18 protein-coding genes are annotated in these 20,424 nt (G+C 70.0%); 8 read left to right on the top strand and 10 right to left on the bottom strand.

Translation table 11 applies throughout. The annotated features are described in order from the left end of the window. Positions 1–37: 37 nt before the first annotated feature. Together QLQ12_RS06915 and QLQ12_RS06920 are read right to left on the bottom strand one after the other, a co-directional pair. Positions 38–1,141: a mannose-1-phosphate guanylyltransferase gene (locus tag QLQ12_RS06915; protein ID WP_282758483.1), complete on the bottom strand. Its 1,104-nt coding sequence runs from the start codon at positions 1,139–1,141 to the stop codon at positions 38–40. 40 nt (positions 1,142–1,181) lie between these two features. Beyond that, the gene (locus QLQ12_RS06920) at positions 1,182–2,327 is read right to left on the bottom strand and encodes a glycosyltransferase family 4 protein (RefSeq protein WP_282757946.1); all 1,146 of its coding nucleotides are present in this window, start codon (positions 2,325–2,327) and stop codon (positions 1,182–1,184) included. A gap of 160 nt (positions 2,328–2,487) precedes the next feature. On the opposite strand from QLQ12_RS06920, the gene QLQ12_RS06925 reads away from it, so the two are divergent. Next, positions 2,488–3,213 carry a TIGR03089 family protein gene (locus QLQ12_RS06925; protein WP_282757948.1) on the top strand — a complete coding sequence of 242 codons (726 nt, stop codon included), beginning with the start codon at positions 2,488–2,490 and terminating at the stop codon, positions 3,211–3,213. Here QLQ12_RS06925 and QLQ12_RS06930 read toward each other — a convergent pair. After that, positions 3,194–5,164 carry an acetoacetate--CoA ligase gene (locus QLQ12_RS06930; RefSeq protein WP_282757949.1) on the bottom strand — a complete coding sequence of 657 codons (1,971 nt, stop codon included), beginning with the start codon at positions 5,162–5,164 and terminating at the stop codon, positions 3,194–3,196. The two genes, QLQ12_RS06925 and QLQ12_RS06930, sit on opposite strands and share 20 nt — an antisense overlap. Before the next feature lie 20 nt (positions 5,165–5,184). Then, positions 5,185–5,709, bottom strand: coding sequence for an acyl-CoA thioesterase (locus tag QLQ12_RS06935; RefSeq protein ID WP_282757951.1), 525 nt, complete (start codon positions 5,707–5,709; stop codon positions 5,185–5,187). Between the two features lie 59 nt (positions 5,710–5,768). Between QLQ12_RS06935 and QLQ12_RS06940 the strand changes: the two genes are divergently transcribed. Further along, a complete protein-coding gene (locus QLQ12_RS06940; RefSeq protein WP_282757952.1) occupies positions 5,769–7,070 on the top strand; it encodes a hypothetical protein in 1,302 nt (433 codons plus the stop codon). 124 nt (positions 7,071–7,194) lie between these two features. On the opposite strand, the gene QLQ12_RS06945 is transcribed toward QLQ12_RS06940, so the two are convergent. The 3 genes from QLQ12_RS06945 to QLQ12_RS06955 form a co-directional block, all read right to left on the bottom strand. Then, positions 7,195–9,036: an RICIN domain-containing protein gene (locus tag QLQ12_RS06945; RefSeq protein WP_282757953.1), complete on the bottom strand. Its 1,842-nt coding sequence runs from the start codon at positions 9,034–9,036 to the stop codon at positions 7,195–7,197. A 59-nt stretch (positions 9,037–9,095) separates the two neighbouring features. Then, positions 9,096–10,163 carry a LacI family DNA-binding transcriptional regulator gene (locus QLQ12_RS06950; protein ID WP_282757955.1) on the bottom strand — a complete coding sequence of 356 codons (1,068 nt, stop codon included), beginning with the start codon at positions 10,161–10,163 and terminating at the stop codon, positions 9,096–9,098. A gap of 110 nt (positions 10,164–10,273) precedes the next feature. Beyond that, the gene (locus QLQ12_RS06955) at positions 10,274–11,119 is read right to left on the bottom strand and encodes a helix-turn-helix domain-containing protein (RefSeq protein ID WP_282757956.1); all 846 of its coding nucleotides are present in this window, start codon (positions 11,117–11,119) and stop codon (positions 10,274–10,276) included. A 128-nt stretch (positions 11,120–11,247) separates the two neighbouring features. On the opposite strand from QLQ12_RS06955, the gene QLQ12_RS06960 reads away from it, so the two are divergent. Next, the gene (locus QLQ12_RS06960; protein WP_282757957.1) at positions 11,248–12,333 is read left to right on the top strand and encodes an FAD-dependent oxidoreductase; all 1,086 of its coding nucleotides are present in this window, start codon (positions 11,248–11,250) and stop codon (positions 12,331–12,333) included. Here the strand turns inward: QLQ12_RS06960 and QLQ12_RS06965 are convergent. Beyond that, positions 12,275–12,553: a hypothetical protein gene (locus QLQ12_RS06965; protein WP_282757958.1), complete on the bottom strand. Its 279-nt coding sequence runs from the start codon at positions 12,551–12,553 to the stop codon at positions 12,275–12,277. The two genes, QLQ12_RS06960 and QLQ12_RS06965, sit on opposite strands and share 59 nt — an antisense overlap. A gap of 210 nt (positions 12,554–12,763) precedes the next feature. Here QLQ12_RS06965 and QLQ12_RS06970 point away from each other — a divergent pair, with 210 nt between their 5' ends. Together QLQ12_RS06970 and QLQ12_RS06975 are read left to right on the top strand one after the other, a co-directional pair. After that, a complete protein-coding gene (locus QLQ12_RS06970) occupies positions 12,764–13,198 on the top strand; it encodes a ribosomal maturation YjgA family protein (protein ID WP_282757959.1) in 435 nt (144 codons plus the stop codon). Between the two features lie 69 nt (positions 13,199–13,267). Continuing rightward, positions 13,268–14,200, top strand: a complete 933-nt coding sequence (locus QLQ12_RS06975; protein ID WP_282757961.1) for a hypothetical protein — start codon at positions 13,268–13,270, stop codon at positions 14,198–14,200. Positions 14,201–14,238: 38 nt separating this feature from the next. Here the strand turns inward: QLQ12_RS06975 and QLQ12_RS06980 are convergent, their stop codons facing one another. Together QLQ12_RS06980 and QLQ12_RS06985 are read right to left on the bottom strand one after the other, a co-directional pair. Continuing rightward, positions 14,239–16,029 carry a putative bifunctional diguanylate cyclase/phosphodiesterase gene (locus tag QLQ12_RS06980; protein ID WP_282757963.1) on the bottom strand — a complete coding sequence of 597 codons (1,791 nt, stop codon included), beginning with the start codon at positions 16,027–16,029 and terminating at the stop codon, positions 14,239–14,241. Between the two features lie 275 nt (positions 16,030–16,304). Next, positions 16,305–17,123 carry an SAM-dependent methyltransferase gene (locus QLQ12_RS06985; RefSeq protein ID WP_282758485.1) on the bottom strand — a complete coding sequence of 273 codons (819 nt, stop codon included), beginning with the start codon at positions 17,121–17,123 and terminating at the stop codon, positions 16,305–16,307. 287 nt (positions 17,124–17,410) lie between these two features. On the opposite strand from QLQ12_RS06985, the gene QLQ12_RS06990 reads away from it, so the two are divergent. The 3 genes from QLQ12_RS06990 to QLQ12_RS07000 all read left to right on the top strand — a co-directional run bounded on the left by QLQ12_RS06990 (position 17,411) and on the right by QLQ12_RS07000 (position 20,170). Then, on the top strand, positions 17,411–18,241 hold the full coding sequence (locus QLQ12_RS06990; RefSeq protein WP_282757964.1) for an SAM-dependent methyltransferase: 831 nt from the start codon (positions 17,411–17,413) through the stop codon (positions 18,239–18,241). Between the two features lie 439 nt (positions 18,242–18,680). Then, positions 18,681–19,562, top strand: coding sequence for a helix-turn-helix domain-containing protein (locus tag QLQ12_RS06995; RefSeq protein ID WP_282757965.1), 882 nt, complete (start codon positions 18,681–18,683; stop codon positions 19,560–19,562). A gap of 137 nt (positions 19,563–19,699) precedes the next feature. Further along, positions 19,700–20,170, top strand: coding sequence for a hypothetical protein (locus tag QLQ12_RS07000; RefSeq protein ID WP_282757966.1), 471 nt, complete (start codon positions 19,700–19,702; stop codon positions 20,168–20,170). Positions 20,171–20,424 lie beyond the last annotated feature (254 nt).

Below are 20,424 nucleotides of genomic sequence, written 5' to 3' on the forward strand. Positions count from 1 at the left end.
ACGGGTTCCGGGGCCGTGGCCCCGGAACCTCCCGGCGCTAGATGTAACCGTGCTGGCCGAGCTCCTTGAGGTGGTCCACGAGCTGCTTGACCTCTTGGGCGCGCTCACGCGGGCACACCAGGACGGCGTCCGGAGTGTCGACGATGACCAGGTCACGCACGCCCATGGCGGCGACGAGGCGGCCCGACGACGGGACGACGACGAGGCCCTGGGTCTCCCGCAGCAGCACGGTGGGCAGCTGCTCCGGCGCGCCGCCGCGGCCCACGACCACGTTGCCGGCCTGGTCCGCGGTGAGGACCTCACCGAGGGTGTGGAAGTCGCCGACGTCGTTCCAGCCGAAGTCGCCCGGCACCGTTCCGACCCGGCCCACCGCGGCCGCGCCCTCCATCACCGCGTAGTCCACCGAGATCTTCGGCAGCGTCGGCCAGACGTCACCCATGACCTCTTCCTGCTCGGCCGTCCCCCACGCCTGGGCGATCCGGTTGATCCCGGCCGCGAGCTGCGGCTGCTGGCGGTGCAACTCGGCCAGGAAGGCGTCGGCCCGCCAGACGAACATGCCGGCGTTCCACAGATAGGTGCCGGACTTCACGTAGCCCTCGGCCACGTCGTACGTCGGCTTCTCCTTGAACTCCTCGACCTTCATCAGCGGGCCGTCGCCCACCGCGTCACCGCACTGGAGGTAGCCGTAACCGGTCTCGGGCCGGGTCGGGGTGATCCCCAGGGTCATCAGCAGGCCCTGCTGTGCACCCTTCATGGCCGACCGGATGACGTCGGCGAAAGCCTCCTTGTCGGCGATCAGGTGGTCGGACGCGAAGGAGCCCATGATCGCGTCCGGATCGCGCCGGGCGATCACCGCGGCCGCCAGGGCGATCGCCGCACACGAGTCTCGGGGGGACGGCTCGACGAGCACGTTCTCCTCGGGCATCGCGGCGAGTTGCCGGGAGACTGCCGCGGCATGCGCCACGCCGGTCACCACGAAGACCCGATCGGGGGAGGTAAGAGTGTCCAGCCGGTCAACCGTGGCCTGCAACAAGGAGGCCTCGGTGCCGGTCAGAGGGTGCAGAAACTTGGGATGACCGGCGCGGGACAGGGGCCAGAGACGGGTTCCGGTGCCCCCGGCCAGAACCACTCCGTACAGCACAGCCTGTTCGTCGCTCATGCGGGGAAAGTTTAATAGACGATCAAGACGAGACCCGATTCCACGTAGCCACATGAACCTCGGCGCTCGACTCCCAGGTGAATTCCTTCGCCCGGTCGAAGCCCGCCTTGGCCAACGTGCGGCGACGCTCCTCGTCGTGGAGCAGGTCGGCGAGGTCCTCGGCGATCCGTTCCGGCGCCTCCGTCGTATATGCGACAGCGTCACCGCCGACCTCGGGCAGGGAGAGCCGCGGCGTGGTCAGCACCGGAGTGCCGCAGGCCATCGCCTCCAGGATCGGCAGGCCGAACCCCTCACCGAACGACGGGTAGCAGGCCACCAGGGCGCCACCGAGGAAACCGGGCAGATCCGTGTATCGCAGATAGCCTGGTCGCAGCAGCCGCAGGTGCGGTGGCACCTCGGCGACCGCCCGGTCGATGTCGTCGTCGTGGCCCTGACCACCGGCGATGACCAGGGCCGGCGGGTGCGGCCAGTCGGCGACCGCGCGGGCCCAGCCGCGGATCAGGTTGGGCACGTTCTTACGCGGCTCCTTGGCGCCGAGGAACGCGACGTAACCGGCGTCACCCAGGCCGAGGCGGGCCCGGACCCGGGCCTTCTCGTCCTCGGCCGGCGCGTGGAAGGCCGACTGGTCGACACCGTGATAAGCCACGTCGATCCGGGTCGGGTCGGCGTCGAGCAGCCGGATCAGCTCGTCACGGGTGGCCTTGCTGGGCACGATCACCCGGGCGGCCCGGCGCAGCGACGTCTTGATCGCGCTGCGGAAGAAGGTCCGCTTGGTGTGCTCGTAGTGCTCCGGCTCGGTGAAGAAGGTGGCATCGTGAACGGTGACGGTGACCGGGCACCCGGTCCGTAGGGGGCAGGTGTAGAACGGCGAGTGCAGCACGTCCGCCCCGGTCTGCTGAGCGAGCAGCGGCAGGCCCGTCTGCTCCCAGGCGAGACGGGCGGGCCGGTGCACGATCGCGGCCGGACCGGGGATCACTTCAGCACTCGGAAGCATGCGGCGGTAACGCTCCGCATCTGAACGCTGCGAAACGACGACGAGGTCGACACGATCGGGACTCGACTGCCCGAGGGCTCCGAGCAGTCCATCGACGTATCTGCCCACACCGCCGCGATCGGCGGGGACACTAGTGGCGTCGACGAGCACTCGCGGGGGGCGACCGGGGGTCACGAGGCATCTCCTTGGCGGCTCTGACGGACCGATGCTGCGGTTTGGTACATCACCGTCGAGCGTACGCCTGGAACACTTCGAGCACGTGCCCGCGACACCGCCGATCGTTGCGGTCCTGTCACGGCAACTACTGTGTGTGATCCGCCTATGGTGTGAGGCGATGAAGACGACGATCCCGCAGGTGTTCACCGAGGCGGTCCGGCGCGATCCGGCCGCGCCTCTGCTGACCTGGTACGACGATGCCACCGGCGACCGCACCGAGCTGTCCGGGACGACCCTGGACAACTGGGTGGCGAAAACCGCCAATCTGCTGGTCGACGGAGTCGGTCTGGGCCACGGCGACGCGGTGGCCCTGCTGCTGCCGCCACACTGGCAGACGGCGGCGCTGCTGCTCGGCGTGTCGGCCGCCGGCCTGGCCGCCGACCTGGGCGGCGACCCGCAGCCGGTGGAGGCCCTGTTCACCACCCCGGACCGGGTCGAGGCGGCCGCGGGCTGGCGCACCCTCGACCGGTACGCGACCGGCCTGCTCCCTCTGGCCATGCCGCTGCGCACCCCGCCCGCGGGCTACATCGACTACGTCGCCGAGGTCCGCAACCACGGCGACCACTTCCGCGGCGAGCCGGTCGCGCCCGCCGACCGGGCCCTGGCCGGCCCGGTCGAGTTGAGCCATCACGACGTCATCGCCGAGGCCGCCGGCCGGGCCGCCGAACTCGGCATCACCGCCGGAGCCCGGGTGCTGATCGACACCGCCGGTTACCCGGATCCGGCCGACTGGCTGCTGGCCCCGCTGGTGGCCGGCGCCTCGATCGTCCTCTGCGCCAACCTGGACACGGCGAAGACCGCGGCGCGGGCCTCCACCGAGAAGGTCAGCGTGATCCTGGCGTAGCCCGTTCCCGGGCGAGGTCGGCGAAAGCGTTGAGGGAATCGGGGTTGGCCAGGGCGCCCTTGGCCGCCGCCGACTCCACCGGGGTGCCGGTGAGGATCCGTTTCACCGGCACCTCCAGCTTCTTGCCGGAGAGGGTGCGCGGCAGAGCGCGGACCTGATAGGCGGCGTCGGGGACGTGCCGGGGCGACAGCGAACCGCGCAGTTCCCGGGCGATGCGCCCGCGCAGGGCGTCGTCGAGTTCGGTGCCCTCGGTGAGCACGACGAAGAGCAGCAGTTCGCCGTTCGGGTCGTCGGGCTTGTCGAGGTGCACCACGAGCGAGTCGGCGATCTCCGGCAGCGCCTCGACCACCGAGTAGAACTCGGCCGTCCCCAGCCGTACGCCGCCGCGGTTGAGGGTGGCGTCGGAGCGGCCGGTGATCACGCAGCTGCCGTCCGGGGCGATGGTGATCCAGTCGCCGTGCCGCCAGACACCGGGGAAGACGTCGAAGTAGGCCTCGCGGTACCGGGAGCCGTCGTGGTCGTTCCAGAAGCCGACCGGCATGCTCGGCATCGGCGCGGTGATCACCAGTTCGCCCAGCTCACCGATGACCGGCTTGCCCTCGGGATCGTAGGCCTCCACCCGGGCGCCGAGGCTGCGGCAGGTGATCACCCCGGCGCGGACCGGCAGCAGCGGCACCCCGCCGACGAAACCGGTGCACACGTCGGTGCCACCGGAGAGCGAGAGCAACTGGACGTCATCGGCGACCGCCTCGTAGACCCAGCCCCAGCCCTCGGGAGGCAGCGGCGCGCCGGTCGAGCCGAGGCCCTTCAGCCGCTTGCGCGGGGTGAGCCCGGCCTTGCGGCAGGCCATCAGGAACGGCGCCGACGTGCCGAAATAGGTGATCCCCGCAGTGTCGACCAGCTCCCACAGGGCCTCCATCGAGGGCCAGCCCGGGTTGCCGTCGAAGAGCACGATCGCGGCTCCCACGGCCGGGCCGCTGGCCAGGTAGTTCCACATCATCCAGCCGGTGGTGGTGAACCAGAAGAACCGGTCGCCGGGCCCGAGGTCGTGGTGCAGCGCGAGGATCTTGAGGTGTTCCAGCAGGATGCCGCCGTGGCCGTGGACGATCGGCTTGGGCAGGCCGGTCGTGCCGGAGCTGTAGAGCACGTAGAGCGGGTGGTCGAACGGCACCGGCTCGAACTCCAGCGGCTCGTCGCCCGGGGAGCCGCCCAGCTCGTGCCAGTCACCGCCGTCGCCGTCGAGATATCCGATGGTGATGACGTGCTCGATGGAACCGATCGCCTCCCGGATCGCGGCGATCTCGGCGCGCCGGTCGACGGGCTTGTCGCCGTACCGGTAGCCGTCCGTCGCGACCAGCACCTTCGGCCCGATCTGGCTCCAGCGGTCGATCACGCTGCGGGCGCCGAACTCCGGCGCGCAGGACGAGAAGGTCGCGCCGAGGCTGGCGGTCGCCAGCATCAGCACATAGGTCTCCGGGATGTTCGGCGCGTAGGCGGCGACGCGGTCGCCTTTGCGCACCCCGCGGGCTTTCAGCCCGGCACGGACCCTCCGGACCTCGTCCCGCAGCTCACCGGCGGTCAGGGTGACCGGCGGACGACTTTGCGAGTACGCCTGGACGACCGTCTCGTCATCGGCCAGGCCGGGCATCCGGAGCACGTTCTCGGCGTAGTTGAGCGTCGCTCCGGGGAACCAGCGCGCTCCCGGCATGGCGTCGCCGGCCAGCACAGCCGTCGCCGGCTCGTGCGCCACCACCCCGAAGTAGTCCCAGATGGACTGCCAGAAGGCGGTCAGATCGGTGACGGACCACTCCCACAGCGCCGCGTAGTCGGCGAACGAGAGCCCTCGCTCGGACTCCAGCCACGCCAGATAGCGCCCGACCCGGGAGGTGTCCCGGATGTCCGCCGGCGGCTCCCACAGCACTGTGCCCGCCGTCACCACACCTGTCGTCATCACCACACCTTAACGGCGCGTCATCCGGCCGCCGTGTGATGTTCCGCTCGGGCCTTCAGGATCGCCGCGCGGCGGGCCAGGCGGTGGTCACGGCGGATCATCGCCTCGGTGAACCGCCGCTTGTCCTCGTCGCCCTCGGGCAGCACCGGCGGCACCCGGCGCGGGTTGCCGGCCACGTCCACGGCCACGAACACCAGGTAGGCGGTCGCCACCGGGGTGGGCGCCGGGCCGACCGCGTCCCAGCGCTCCGCGGCCAGCTTCACGCCGACCTCCATCGAGCTGGTGCCGGTCCAATTGACCTGCGCGTACGCGTGCACCAGGTCACCCACCCGGACCGGCTCCAGAAAGACGATCTCGTCGATCGCGGCGGTCACCGCGGTGCCCCCGCTGTGCCGGGCCGCGGCGGCTCCGGCCACGTCGTCGACGAACTTCATCAGGACGCCGCCGTGCACGGTCCCGTACAGATTCACGTCGACCGCGGTCATGATCCGGCTGAGGGTGACACGCGACAGCGCGGTGGACCGGCCAGGGTGTTGTTCTTCCATGATCGATACGGTACGACGGCGTTCGCGGCTGTTGCCGGGGCCAGGTACCGTGCCGGACCATGCGCCACGTCAGGTCGATCTTCTACGCACTCGTGCTGGGCCCCTCCATCTGGGTGCTCTGCGGCGTCGGCTTCACCCGCGACCTGAGCAGTCGCGGCCGCGAGTTGTTCGCTCCCGAGTCGTTCAGTGGCCTGCTGCTCCTGCTCTTCGGCGGCATCCTGTTCGCGATCCTCACCTTCGCACCGGTCTCCCCGGTCGGTCCGGTGCTGGCCGGCGCCGTCTATCTCGGTGTGACCTTCTGGGCGTGGAACTCGCCGCAGGCGTACGCGTCGCTCTGGGCTCCGGAGATCGCGAAAGAGAACTTCGACCTGAGCCGGCCCGGGTACGGCCTGGCCGCCGTGCTCGCGATCCCCCTGCTCGGGACAGCGCTGAGCGCTCGGCGCTGGGCCCGTTACGAGCCTCCGGTGCTGCCGATCATCGGTGAGATCGGCCGGTTCCGGGGCGCGGCGAAAGTGGTCGGCACGCCGGTCGCCGCCGAGCAGACCACGGTGATCCGCACCGGTGCGCCGGGCATGCCCGCCACCGTCGACGCGGACCGCACGGTCGCCTTCAACGGGGGCTCGGATCGCACGATCGCCTTCCACGCCGGTGCGGGCTCCGACCGGACGGCCGTCATCGCGAGCGCGGAACCGACCATGGTCGTGGCCGACAACAACCGCACGGCCGTCGTGGCCGACAACGACCGCACGGTGTTCGTGGTCCAGCCGCCCGCGGCGCCTTCGCCGGCCCCGGCGCCCCTCCGGCCGGCCCCGGCCGCCGAGTCCGAGCCGACCGCGCCCCGGATCCCGCCGGCCGCCCCGAAACCGGCCCCCGAGCCCGAGCCGGTCACGGTGCTCGCTCCGCCGTCGGCGTCGAAGCCGGCCCCGGGGTCCGAGCCGACCACGGTCCTCGCGATCGTGTCCGACAAGGCGGCCACGGCGGGGAAGCCCGAGGCCGTCACCCCGGCCGCTCCCGAACCGGCCGCTCCCGTGGCAGCCGCTCCTGAGCCGGCCGCACCCGTGGCAGCCGCACCCGAGCCGGCCGCTTCCGTCGAGCCGGTTTCTCCCGTCGAGAAGGACGAGGACACCTTCGTTCTGGCCGGGCCGCGCGAGGACCGTACCCAGGCATCGGTCGCCGACGCCGATCCGACCCGGCCTCTTCTCCTTCCGGCGAAAGCCGGGCCGTCGGCCGCGGCCGACGAACCCACCGTGCCGGGCGAACCGGTGACGCCGCCCGAGCAGGAGACCGAGCCGCTGCGGCTGCCGACCGAGCCGACCGTCGTGATCCCGGCGCAACGCCGCCCACCGGCCATCGAGTCCTGAGAGCTCGGCGCACCCTCCCCGAGCCGTGAACCTGACGGCGGCGGCCTGGCCGCCGCCGTCGCGCTTTCCCCCGTGTGAGCGGGCGAGGCCGGCGCCCCGCCCGCCGCGAGCGCTGTGGCCGGATCTACGTGAGCGTCCACCTCTGGGCAGCGCCGGCTCCGCAGGTCCAGATCTGCAGGCGCGTGCCGTCCGCGGAGTTGTTGCCGGACACGTCGAGGCACTTACCGGAGTACGCGTTGACCAGCCGTTGTGAGCTGTCCGGCGTCCACCGCTGCGAGCTGCCCGCGTGGCAGTCCCAGAGGTGCGCGACCGTGCCGTCGGCGTTGCTCGGGCCGCTGATGTCGAGGCACTTGCCGAGCGACCGCAGCGTGCCGTCTCCCGGCCGGGTCCACTGCTGCGCGGCGGTGCCGTTGCACGTGTAGAGCTGCACGGCGGTCCCGTTGGCGGTACCGGCGCCGGCCACGTCGGCGCACTTCCCGGCGAGGCCGGCGACGGTTCCGGTGGGCTGCGGGCTTCCGGTTCCCGACCAGGTGAAGGTCGCGGTGGTACGGGCGGGGAGCGTGTACACGAAGGACTGTCCGCTCCAGTCGACCCGCACCGACTGACCGCCGCTGCCACCGTTGTGCGCGATCAGGGCCTTGGAACCGTCCGGATTGCGCCAGGCGACGTTCTGCACGGCGGTGTTGTTGGAGGCGATCCGCACCGCGCCCGGCTTGACGAACTTGGTGAGGTGCCCGGTCGTGTAGTACTCGACGGTGTAGTCGACCTGCCCGGCCCGGCTGCCGCCCTCCTGCACGGTGATCAGCCCGGTGCAGGTGCCGCAGCCGCCGTTGTGCGGGCCCATGTTCTGGTTGAGCGCCAGGCTCCACTTGACCAGGCTGCTGCTGTGGTTCCGGGCGTAGTTGACGATGTCGGCCAGGTCCTCGTTGTGCTGGTTGGCGATCCAGGTGCCGCCGGAGTGCTCGGTGCTGAACTGCCTGACCGACGGGTAGGCGTCGTGGACCTGGGCGCCGACCACCGGGTCACCGAAGTACCCGTGCCAGGCGATGCCGCCGAACAGCGGATCGTTGCGGACACCGGCGTCGCCGAGGATGGCCGCACCGAAGTTCGCGTAGTCGCCGTAGTTCCAGTCGTGGATCAGCACCTTCGTGGTGATCCCGGCCGCCCGGAACGCCGGGTAGACGTGGTTCTTGGTGAACTCGACCAGGCCGGACGGGTTCCAGCTCATGCCCGGGTAGTTCATGGCGGCCGGGTTCGCCGCCTGACAGCAGTTCGGTTCGTTCTGCACCGAGATGTAGTTGATCGGCACGCCCGCGGCCTGGTAGCTCTGCACGTACTTGACCAGGTACTGGGCATACGTGGAGTAATGCTCCCACTTGAGCCAGCCCATCTGGTCCATCCGGCCGTTGTCCTTCATCCAGCCGGGGGCGCTCCACGGCACGCCTTTCACGCGCAGCGCCGGGTTCAGGGAACGAGCCTGTCGCGTGAGCAGGCGGACGTTCGTGTCGTACCCGTTGGCGTTGAAATCGCCCAGGTCGCAGCAGGTGTCGTCGAGCGAGACGTGGCCGGGCCGGGAGAGGTCGGAGGCGCCGATCGGGTTACGGACGAAGGAGAGGCCGATGCCGCCGGTGGGGCTGAACAGCCGGGTCATCACCTCGTCCCGGGTGGCGGCGCTGACCGGGCCGCCGCGCAGCAGGTGGGCGGTGGTGTCGGTGATCGACGCGCCGCCGCCCTCGAAGGTCTGATAGGTGGTGCCCTCGTCGACGGTGATGGTCTGGTTCGCGGTGCCGCCGGCCGGGCCGAAGGCGATGGCGGCCTGCCGCTGCAGGCCGCGGGTCACCACCCGGCCGCCGGTGTCCGAGGTGGTGGTGAGGTGGACGTCGACGGTCTCGCCTGCGGCGTGGGCCGGGGTGCTCAGGAATGTGGCACCGACCATGGCGGCGAGCAACAAGCCGCTTCTCTTCATGAGGACTCCTGCTACACGGGGGATGTAACAGGAAGGAAACCTTTGTTAATTCGAATGGGTCAATGAGGTCGGGTTCCGGAATGCCGTGTTCCGGTTCCGGAACCGTGAAACACGTCAGGAACCGGCCCGGTCGACTCGCGGACCACCAACTCGGTAGCGAGTTCCACGTGCAAGGCGTCCAGCCGGTGCCCGCCGAGCATCCGCAGCAGCAGATGCACCGCCATCCGGCCCATCTCGCCGAGCGGCTGCCGGACCGTGGTCAGCATCGGCCGGCACGCCTGCCCCAGCTCGATGTCGTCGAATCCGGCCACCGACAGGTCGCCGGGCACCCGCAGGTCCCGCTCGGCGGCCGCGCGCAGCGCCCCGATCGCCATCTTGTCGTTGAAGGCGACCAGCGCGGTCGGCCGCTCCGGCAGGTCCAGCAGCTCGCCGGCCGCCCGGCGCCCCAGCTCGGTGGTCGGCTCGGCGACGAACCGGATCAGCTCCGGCGCGGGCAGCACGCCCGCGTCCGCCAGCGGTGAGAGGTACCCGGCGAACCTGTTCTCACTGGCCAGCCAATCGCGCGGACCGCCGATGATGCCGATCCGCCGGTGCCCCAGGCCGATCAGGTGGACGGTGAGCCGGCGGGCTCCGGCGAAGTGCGCCGCGGATACCGCCGCCAGGTTCCGGGGCGGCGCGGTACGCGGATCGACCACCACGAACGGGAATCCGCGATCCCGCAGGCGGACCAGCTCGGCGCCCGGTTCCGGCGGCAGGATCAGCACCGCGCCGGCCACGTCCCGCCGCCCGGTCAGCGTGGTGAGCACGTGGTCCTGCTGGGCGGCCACGCCCGCGTTGAGGATCACCTGGAGGCCGTGCGACTCACACGCCTCGGCGACCGCGGAGACGATCAGTCCGAAGTAGTCGGTCAGCAGGTAGGGACAGCGGACGAAAACGCCGGTGGCCCGCTTTCCGCGCCGCCGCGGCGCCTGCCGGCCCAGCTCCCCCATCACGGCCAGCACCCGTTCCCGGGTGTGCGGGGCGACATTGGCCCGGCCGTTGAGCACCCGGGACACCGTCGCGATGGAGAGGCCGGTCCGGGCGGCGACGTCCCGTACCGTCACCCTCGCCTCATCGCCCTGTTTCATGACGTGTTTCTATCGCTCACGTCGCCGATCGGCCAGCCACCTCACCCGGCTCGGCCGCAGTGTCTGCAGTGGACGGCGTCTCTGCCGGGCCTGTCTTAGCCGGCCCTATTTCAGCCGGCCCTGATCAGGCGTAGCGGCTCGGTGAGGCGGTGCAGCGCGGCGGTCGTCGTCTCGTCGGCCGGCAGGTAGACCATCAGGCGCTGGTCGTCGTCGGCGGACAGATCGAGCGTCTCGTACGACAGCCGCAGCGCCCCCGCCTCCGGATGCGCCATCCGCAGCGTCCCGGCCGCACGGGCCAGCCCGGGAACGCTGCCCACCCGGTCGGAGAACTCCTCGCCCGCCAGCAGGGTGAGCTCGTCGGCCAGCGCGGCGAGGTGCGGATCGGCTCGGAACGGCCCCTGCTTCAGCCCGGCGACCTGCTCGTCCGCCACATGCCGCCAGTCGGGGAACGCCGATCGGGCCCGGGAGTCGGTGAAGACATATCGCGCCAGGTTGGGCGGCGTGCCGTCGAGCAGCCCGACCGGCCGGGCGAGCCGGTCGAACCCGGAGGTCCACGCCAGCACGTCGCTGAGCTGATTGATCAGCACGGCCGCGGCCGGCTCGAGGTGATCGAGCAGAGCCCGGACCGGCGGACGCACCTCCCGGCCCGGGCCGGCGTCGCCACGGCAGAGGAACCCGCTGTCGGCCGACTTGACCAGCCGGTGCAGGTGAACCCGCTCGGACGGGGTGAGGTGCAGCACCCCGGCGAGCGCGGACAGCACCTGCGCCGAGGGCCGGCGGTCACGTCCCTGCTCCAGCCGGATCAGATATTCCACGCTGACGCCGGCGAGCATGGCGACCTCGGCGCGGCGCAGACCGGGAGTGCGCCGTCGCGTCCCCGCCGGCAGCCCCGCCTCCGCCGGAGTGAGCGCCTCACGGCGGGTCCGCAGGAAGAGGCCGAGTTCGTTGTCGCTCACCCACCGACCGTAACAAGGCCGAGTGGTCCGAGGGTGGCCCCGCCGCTACCACCCTCAGCAAGGTCTCCCCGGCCGCCGCCCGGCCGGACCAGAGTCGATGGCGATCGACTTTCAGAGAGGCGGATGACATGACAGCGAACGTCGTGGTGGTCGGCGGTGGATACGGCGGCATCACGGTGGCGCGGGCACTCGACGACATCGCCCACGTCACCCTGGTCGAACCGCGCGAGACCTTCGTGCACAACGTCGCCGCCCTGCGCGCGGCGGTCAGTCCGGAGTGGACCGAGCGGATGTTCATTCCGTACGACGACCTGCTGCGCCACGGGAAGGTGTGGCAGGAGCGGGCCGTCCGGGTATCGGCGGACGAGGTGGAGCTCACCTCGGGTACGGTGCTGCCGGCCGACTTCGTCGTGCTGGCGACCGGGTCGACGGCCCCGTTCCCGGCTCAGTTGGAGGACACCGGCCGGGCCGCCGGCGCGGCCCGGATGCGGGCCGTGCGCGACACCCTGACCCGGGCGTCGCACGTGCTGCTGCTCGGGGCCGGCCCGATCGGCCTGGAACTGGCCGGGGAGATCAAGGCGGAGTGGCCGGGCACCGCGGTGACCCTGGTCGACCCGGCCGCCGACCTGTTGGGTGGCCGGTTCTCCGGTGAGTTCCGGCAGGAGCTCCGTGAGCAGCTCGGCGCCATGGGCGTCCGGCTGCTGCTCGGCGCCTCGCTGCGCGCCCTGCCGCAGCCGGGCCCGGGAGAGCTGCGCCCGTTCACCGTCACCACCGATGACGGGCAGGTGCTCGCCGCGGATCTCTGGTTCCCCTGCTTCGGCACCGGGGTGGACACCACCTACCTGGGCTCCGGCCTGGCTGCCGAACGTGAGCCGGACGGCCGCCTCGCGGTGACCGGGAACCTGCGGCTGACCGGGCACGAGCGGGTCTTCGCGGTGGGTGACGTCACCGCCGTTCCGGAGCTGAAGATGGCACGCAACGCCATGCAGCAGGCGGAAGTGGCGGCCGCCAACATCCGCTCCGTGATCGAGGGCGGCCCGGGTCTCTCCCGTTACCGGCCGGCTGACGACGCCATCGTGCTGCCGCTCGGGCCGGCCGGTGGCGCCACCTACGATCCGGAGGCCGGCGTGCTCGGCGCCGAGGTGACCGCTCAGATCAAGCGGACCTTCCACCTGGAACGGATTCTGGAGACGCTCGGAGCTCCCGCCCGGTGATCCGCCGCACCACCTGCCCGTAAAGGAACATGGCGGCCAGCACTCCCGGCCCGCAGTGAACGGCCAGCACTCCGGCCAGGCTCGGGCCGCCCCAGTCGTCGCGGTAGGTGGACGGGTCGGTCATGTCAATGACGAACGGCTCGGCCACCGCACGCACGACGAGGTACATCGCGAGGAGCACGCCGAGCACCCTGAGCAGGCCGAATCCGAAACGCTTCATGTCTTCGACGCTAGGAGACCGTGCGGAGGGCCGCATCAGGATGATCCCCGATACGGCCCGTAAGCACGTCGGTTGCCGGAGTCGGCGAGACTCGTGATCGAGACGGCGGCGCGGATGAACGGGGTGCGGCCCAGGTCGCTTCGCTCCCGGCCGTAGCCGGCTGAGCCGGTCCACCAGTCGGTGGTGGCCGGGCCGCCCTACGATCGCGGCATGTCGATCAGCCATGCGCGGTTCCGGCTGGCGATGCTCGGGGCCGCCGCCGCGGTCGTGACCGTCGCCCTGGCGATCCGGGCGGTGGCGCCGATCGGCGGATGGCTGGAGCAGTCCTCCGGGACGGCCCTCTACGCCTCGATGGTCTACGCCGGTGTGCTGTTCCTGGCGCCACGCCTCTCCCCGGTCAAGGCCGGCGCGATTACCCTGACCTGGTGCTGGGGCGTGGAACTCGGCCAGCTCACCGGCATCCCGGCCGCCCTCTCCGCGGAGAGCCTGGCGGCCCGCATGATCCTCGGCGCCGCCTTCGATCCCGCCGACCTGCTCCGGTACCCGCTCGGCGTCATCCCGCTGGTGGTCGTGCACCAGCTGCGCCGCACACCCGGAACGCCCGGCGCCGGGCCCGGTCATCACGGCAGTCCGGACTGCCGGTAACCGGTGGGCCGGTCGAACTGCGATGACACTAGTCGCCATACAGCTAGTCGTTGAGCTATAGTCACTGGCATGTCGGTGAAGTCGTTCCGCCTCATGGGCGTGCCCGAGATCCGCCCGATCCGGCATCCCGCGGCCAGCGACATGACGGCGCTGCATCAGGTGTGTGAGCGGCTGTGGCGCGACGGCGGGCACCGCGACACGCAGGCGTTCGCTCTTCTGCGCCGCTGTCTTCAGCGCTTCGATCCACATACCGCACCCGACGACGAGGTGCTGCTGCACGCCGTCCTGCTCTACCTCCCCACGGCGGTGGCCGGTGAGGGCGCCGACCTGGCCGTGATGGACTGGGGGCTCTACGCCTGGCGCACCGCGGCAGCCGTCTACGGCAGCAACCATCCCCGGACACTGGCCGCCGCGGAACTGCTCGCGCAGGTCCTGGGCCATCACGAGTGCGCCCCCGCCGCGATCAGCCTTTACCGCGGCCTGACCGGGCACTATCAGCGCCGGGGGCGGCACGACGAGCACGCCCGCATCGCACTCGCCCTGGCCGACGCCCTGCACGACCACGGCGCGTGCCAGCAGGCCCACGCCACTGCCGAGAGCGTGCTCCGCGAGTGGCGGCCACACCACAGCAGCCGGCCCGAGCTCGGGCCGGTGCTCCTGCTGCACACGCTGCGGATGCTCGACGCGTGCGGCCGCGTCGACGAGGCCCGCAGCACTCTGCACACCCACACGTCGCTGCTGCCGGCCGACGGCGTCACCCGTGATGCCGTCGCCGCGCTGGCGCTGATCCTGCTCGGCTGCCCGGCCGCGATCAACCGGCACCGCAGCCGATGCGCCAACACCGGCCCTGAGATCGGCCGGCCCCGGCCCGGCAGCCGACGGCGCTCGTTCACCCAGGTCCGCCGCGTCTTCCTCGCCAAGCTGACCGGCGACGCCGACTACGGCGCCCCGCAGCCAGCACTGGCTGCCGAGTCCCTGACGCCGGAACCGGACGAGCCATGACCCGCCGGCGGTCACCGGCCCCTACGGCCGCTTGTGTCTCAGACGGGGAACGGATCCTCGGGCAGCGGGAGGGTGCTTGCCGAGGTCGGCCTGGCGAACAGGAATCCCTGGCCGAGGTCGCAGCCCAGCCGGCTGAGTCGCCGGTACTGCGTCTCGGTCTCGATGCCTTCGGCGATGACGGTGATGTTGAGGTCGTGACACATGCCGATGGTGTGCCGCACTATCGCGGCCGCGGCCGCGTCGTCGCCGTCCTCCAGATCGGCCACGAGCTCGGCCGCCAGTTTGACCGTCGTCACCGGCAGCCGCGACAGCGACCTCAGGCTGGCGTAACCGGTGCCGTAATCGTCGAGGGCCAGCCGGACGCCGAGTTCCACCAGGTCGTGCAGCACCTGACGGTACTGGTCGACAGCGGCGGTTTCGGTGATCTCCAGTTGCAGCCACTCGGCCGGCAGTTTCGTCCGGTACAGCACGTCGGCGACCACGGCGACGAGACCGGGATCGGCCAGTTGCGCGGCGGCCAGATTCACGTTGATCAGCAACTCGTGGCCATGGGAACGCCAGGCGGCGCCGTGGCGGCAGGCCTGTTCCAGCAGCGTGTGTCCCAACTGACGGATGAGACCGGTCTGCTCGGCCAGCATGATGAACTCGGCAGGAACCAGCAGACCCGCCCGGGGGTGCCGCCACCGGGCCAGCGCCTCCACGCCGACGACACGCCGGTCGGCCAGCGCCAGAATCGGCTGGAAATACGGCTCGAACTCACCGCGTTCCAGCGCGGCCGGCATCGCCGCGGCCAGCCGGTGCCGGACGATGTCCGCCCGTGCCCGTGCCTGCTCGAACACCATCACCCCGCCGGGATCCGCACGAGCCCACGCCAGCGCCCGATGCACATCGCGCAGCCACTCATCCGGCTCGGTGCGCGACCCGGCCTGCGCCTCCACGATCCCGGCGCTGGTCTTCACGCGCGGCACGTAACCGTCCACCGACGGCAACACCACCGTGCGCAACGCCAGCCTTGCCAGTTTCGCCACCTTCACCATCTGGTGTGCGTTGGCCGTACCGGTCACCACCAGCACGAACTGTTCGCCGCCGAGGTGGGCCAACAGGTAACGGTCGTCGTCTTCCGGGCCGGTGCTCTGATCACGGGCCGTGTCCTGCCAGGACCGGACGAGATCGCGCAAACGGGAGCCGATCGCCTCCAGCAGGCCGTCACCGTGGCTGTGACCGAGGGCATCGTTGAGGTCAGCGAAACCGTCGACGCGCAGCAGGCATACTCCGAGCCGCCCGCGCCCACCACCGGCGGTGAGCCGGCGTAACGCCTCGCGCAGGTAGGCCCGGTTCGGCAGGCCGGTGACCGGGTCGTGCAGACGGGCGTACTGCAGCCGGTGTTGAAGCACGGACTTGTCGGCTTGCCAGGTCACCCGCATCGCACGGTTGATGTCTTCGCCGATCGCCATCGCGGTGTCGCGCAGCGCCGCCGCGAACCCGTTGTTCACCTGTTCGAGAACCCGCGGCACCCGATCACCGACCACATCGGGATCACCGTCGAAGAGCTGAGGCAGGTGGGCGGTGAGCAACCGGACGGTCACGCCGATCACCTTCGGGTCGGCCATGCGTAACTCGACCAGCCTCGCCCCGACCCGCCAGCCGGGCTCCAGCTCGAACGGCTCGGCGGTGACCGCGGACACGAGCTCCAGGAGCAGCTCCTTGATCTCCTGGAGCGGTTTCGCGCGCCGGCCGGGCACATAGCCGACCGCTGCGACCTCGCGCAGCCACCGCTGGGCCAGCGCGTTCAGTGATGACTCGTCAGCGCTCCGGACCGGATGGGTCATGGCGAGAGTCCTTTCACACGGTTGACGGCCGCGCACGCAATGTGACCGGCGTCGAAACTGTGCACCGTGGACAACCGGCATTGCCACTCTTGAAGGAGCCTTTTCCGTCGGGTATACCTTCAAGATCCGACAGGGGTATTTTCCCAGGTCACAGCCCCGTGTGCAAAAGTGCAGTCATAGACCGGCACCATTTGTCCACCAAACGTGAAAACCGGCCGCGCCAGGTTCCACTCCCCAGGGTGACAAGCTGGTAAGCCCGGCAATGCAGCGTGCCTCTACCGTCGTCGGGCGACCGCGACCAGCGCGGTCGGCTGCGGCGGGATCTCAGCGGTCTCCTCCGGATCCGGCCGCCACTGATCGGCGGCGACGACGCCCGGCTCCAACACCTCGAACGAGTCGTCGACCAGATCCAGCAACTGCCGGCCGTCGCGGATCACCACCGGTGTCGGCGTCTTCTCGTACAGCTGGCGGGCGGTCTCCTGCCGTTGCAGACCCTCCTCGGTGACCTCGGGGCCGGCGTGCGACAGCACCAGGAAACTACCCGGCATCAGCGCCATTCCGATCCGGGAGATGAGCGAGCGAGGATCGGCCTCGTCCGGGATGAAGTGCAGAACCGCCACCATCAGCACGGCGATCGGCCGAGAGAAGTCGAGAAAGGAGATCACCTGGTCGTGCCACACGATGGCGTCCGGATCGCGCAGGTCACCACGGATCGCGTGTGCGTTCGGGTTGTCGCGCAACAGGCTGCGGCTCTGCTCCACCGCGATCGGGTCGATGTCGACATACACCACCCGTGCCCGCGGGTCCACCTCCTGCGCCACCTCGTGCACATTGCCCAGGGTCGGGATCCCCGAGCCGATGTCCAGGAACTGGGTGACACCCTGCTCCTCGACCAGCCACCGCACCGCCCGCCCGAGGTAGGCGCGATTCGCCCGGGCCACCAGGTGCGCTTCCGGGAACAGCTCCTGGACCTGATGCCAGAACGCCCGGTCGACGGTGAAGTTGTGCATTCCACCCAGCGCGTAGTCGTACACCCGCGAGGCGTTCGGCACGGTGATGTCCACACCCTCCGGCACCCACGTGTTCGGCTCCATCACCGCTACCTCCGTTCCGGTGGGATCGGGACTTCTGGCACCGGTCGCCCCGCGCTGGGCGCAGCCGCCTGTCGACCGAACGCGACACATTGATCACTGGCGGTCATTCTCACATCCTATGTATCCCAGGGGGTCCGAAGGGAAGACAGGAGTGCAAACTTGCATCGATAGATAGCATCGATCGACCGCGGCCACCGCGCTCCGGCCCGGCCAGCCCTCCCGACGGCCTTTCACACCGGTAGGGTGCACGGACAGACGGTTCGAGACGGGCATGAATGGGGCGTCACATGTCGAGCGGTAACGAGGTCGGCGACGAAGGCGAGCAAGCACCGCCGGAGCTGGACACCAGCGTCCCGCACTCGGCGCGCATGTACGACTGGTGGATCGGCGGCAAGGACAACTTCGCCGCCGACCGGGAGTTGGGCGAACGGTTCGCGCAGGCGATCCCGAGCATCCCGGCGATGGCGCGGGAGAACCGCAACTTCATGCACCGGGTGGTGCGCTACCTGGCCGGCCAGGCGGGCATCCGCCAGTTCCTGGATATCGGCACCGGCATCCCGACCAGCCCGAACGTGCACGAGATCGCCCAGGGCATCGCCGCGGACAGCCGCGTCGTCTACGTCGACAACGACCCGCTCGTGCTGACCCACGCCCGGGCGCTGATGGTCAGTGATCCCGCCGGCCGGACCGCCTACATCGACGCGGACTTCACCCAGCCACACAAGATCCTCCGTAACCCGCAACTGCGGGCGGTACTGGACCTCGACCAGCCGGTCGGCCTGCTGATGATCGCCGTGCTCATGCTGGCCCGCGACAGCGACGACCCGTGGACCGCGGTCCGGACCCTGATGGACGAACTGCCCTCGGGCAGCTATCTCGCGATCACCCACCCCGGCCAAGACTTCGACCCCGCCGCGATGGAAGCGGTCGTGCGGGCCGCTACCGCGTCCGGCATGACCCTGGCCCCCCGCCAGCGCGCCGACGTGCGGCGTTTCTTCGCCGACTGGGAACTCGTCGACCCCGGCGTGGTCCCGGTCATGACGTGGTATCCCGACGGCCCGTCCCCGGCCGACCCGCACGCCGCCTACTACTGGGCGGGATTGGCCCGGAAACCGTGACGCCCTGACCGCCGGCGCGGCGCCGGGTCGGTCCTCAGATCCGGCCGGCCGCCGCCGGCGACGCCACTGACCGTCACGATAGCGATATCACTCTAACGGAGTACATTTCTCCGAACGTTTGTCCCAAATGCGCGTCATCGTACGCTGAAAACAGGGCAAATTTTCGGCGGAATGCAATTTTTCGGCGCCGTGAGCGCATCACGACTTGCCGCGTTTTCGATTGACGAGGCACGATTCGATACGTGAAAAAGAAAAGGCTCCGGCGTCCCCCTCTCGTGGACGTCCACCCCAGGTCACCTGGCTCCTCGTCCGACCACTTCCGGTCGCCGGCTGCCCGCTGAGCTGAAAGCACCGTTCCCCCAGGGCCGTTCAGCCGCAAATAGACGGGCCCGCACGGCCTGTTCTCATCGTCTCCCCATCCGTTTGACGGAGAGCTCAAATGAGGCCAACCATCCTGTCCCCGCCGGGCGACAAAGGCCGCCCGAACCATGTCCACGAAATCCTCGGGCGCCGCCTGCAGGCCTTCAGGGAAGCGGCCGGCATCGACCGTCCCACTGCCGAGAAGCACATCTCCTGTTCCGCGTCCAAGATGAGCCGGATCGAGCGAGGCCGGTCCCGCATCAAAGACAACGATTTCGAGGCGCTGCTCAACCGCTATGGCGTAGCCGACCCCAACGAACGGTCCGCGTGGCTGGAGCTCAACCGCCGCCTCAACGGAAAGAACTGGTGGGACTCCTACAGCGACTCGTTCGCCGACTGGTTCTGTTCCTACCTCGTCCTGGAATCGGCCGCCGAGTACATCCGGACCTACGAGTGCTCGCTCGTTCCCGGGCTGCTGCAGACGCAAGCCTACGCAGAGTCGATCATCCGGACTCGGTACTCGGACGACGAGCATGTCCGCCGTCTCGTCGAGGTGCGCATGCGACGGCAGAACATGGTGTTCGAGGCCGGTGGGCCGAGGCTGTGGGCGATCGTGGATCTCAGCGCGCTCACCGACGGAGTCGACGACACCGCCATCATGCGACAACAGATCGAATTCCTGATCGAGGCCACCCAGTTCCCGGGTGTGTGCATTCAGGTGCTCCGGCCCCGGCCCGGTCTGTGTGCTCTGAGGAACGACTCCTTCTCCATCCTCAGATTCCGCAGCAGCAACCTGGCGGACGTCGTCTACCTCGAGAACCTGGAGAGCGCCCACTTCCTCGACGGGCCCGAGCGGTCGGAGCCGTACAGGCACGCCATCTCCATGATCGGCAACGCTGCGGACGCGCCCGAGCAGACGCGCCAGACCCTGGAAGACGTGCTGCGCACCCTCGCGCGGTGACCGGCCGATCGGCGTGACGCCTCGCCCGGCGACCCGCGTCGCGGCCCTGTCCGGGAAGACGGAGTTTCCGCTCCGTCCCGGCCCGGAACGAGATTTTCCGATCTCAGTTTCTGCCGACCGAGAACAGTAGAAAGGGAGTGGCCGGGCGCATGCGCTCGGCCACCGCGCCTGTGAGCTGCCGGAACGGCCGCTCTCAGTCCTTCTACGAGCCCCGCGCCAACGACGGTTTCGCCCTCGGCACCCCCGACGTGATCTACCAGACCACCGGGGTTGAGTTGAACATGACCCATACCCGCAACCTGTGGGAGGACACCAGAACGTTCTTCCCACTGTTCCAGGCTCTCATCCGCGAACGCGACGTGCAGACCGTCTGCGTGGTCGACGCATCGGACGGCACATTCGTGCTCCCACCGGCTCGTAACGGTATCCGCGTCGTCGCCATCGAGCCCGACAAGTCCGCCGTCAACGGCGGACCGATCACCCTGCCCGGCCCTATCAAGGGCACCCTGCCCGGTCTTCGCAAGCGGGTGGCCGACAAAGGGCTCAGCCACCTCGTGGAAATCGGTTGTGCCGGCCCGGCGGAGGCGTGTTGGGCGCGGAACACATGATGCCCGTCGAGCCGCCCCAGTTCGCCATCGAACATCACCTATCCGGGGGGCGCATTCGCGCGTTCCTTCCCGATTGGCGGATCGACTGGGAAACTCACACCCCGTATTTCGTCGAGGCGCCGCACGTAGAACAGCTTGCGGAGCACGTTCACCGCATGGGTTTGATCATCGCAACCCGGCCGCAGGGAGTACCGCTGCACACCGAATACCAAGCCCGATTCCTCGCGATCAACCTAGTGCCTCCTCTTTGGATC

Origin of the sequence: Actinoplanes sandaracinus, from assembly GCF_030009775.1 — a bacterium.
GTDB classification, from domain to species: Bacteria; Actinomycetota; Actinomycetes; order Mycobacteriales; family Micromonosporaceae; genus Actinoplanes; species Actinoplanes sandaracinus.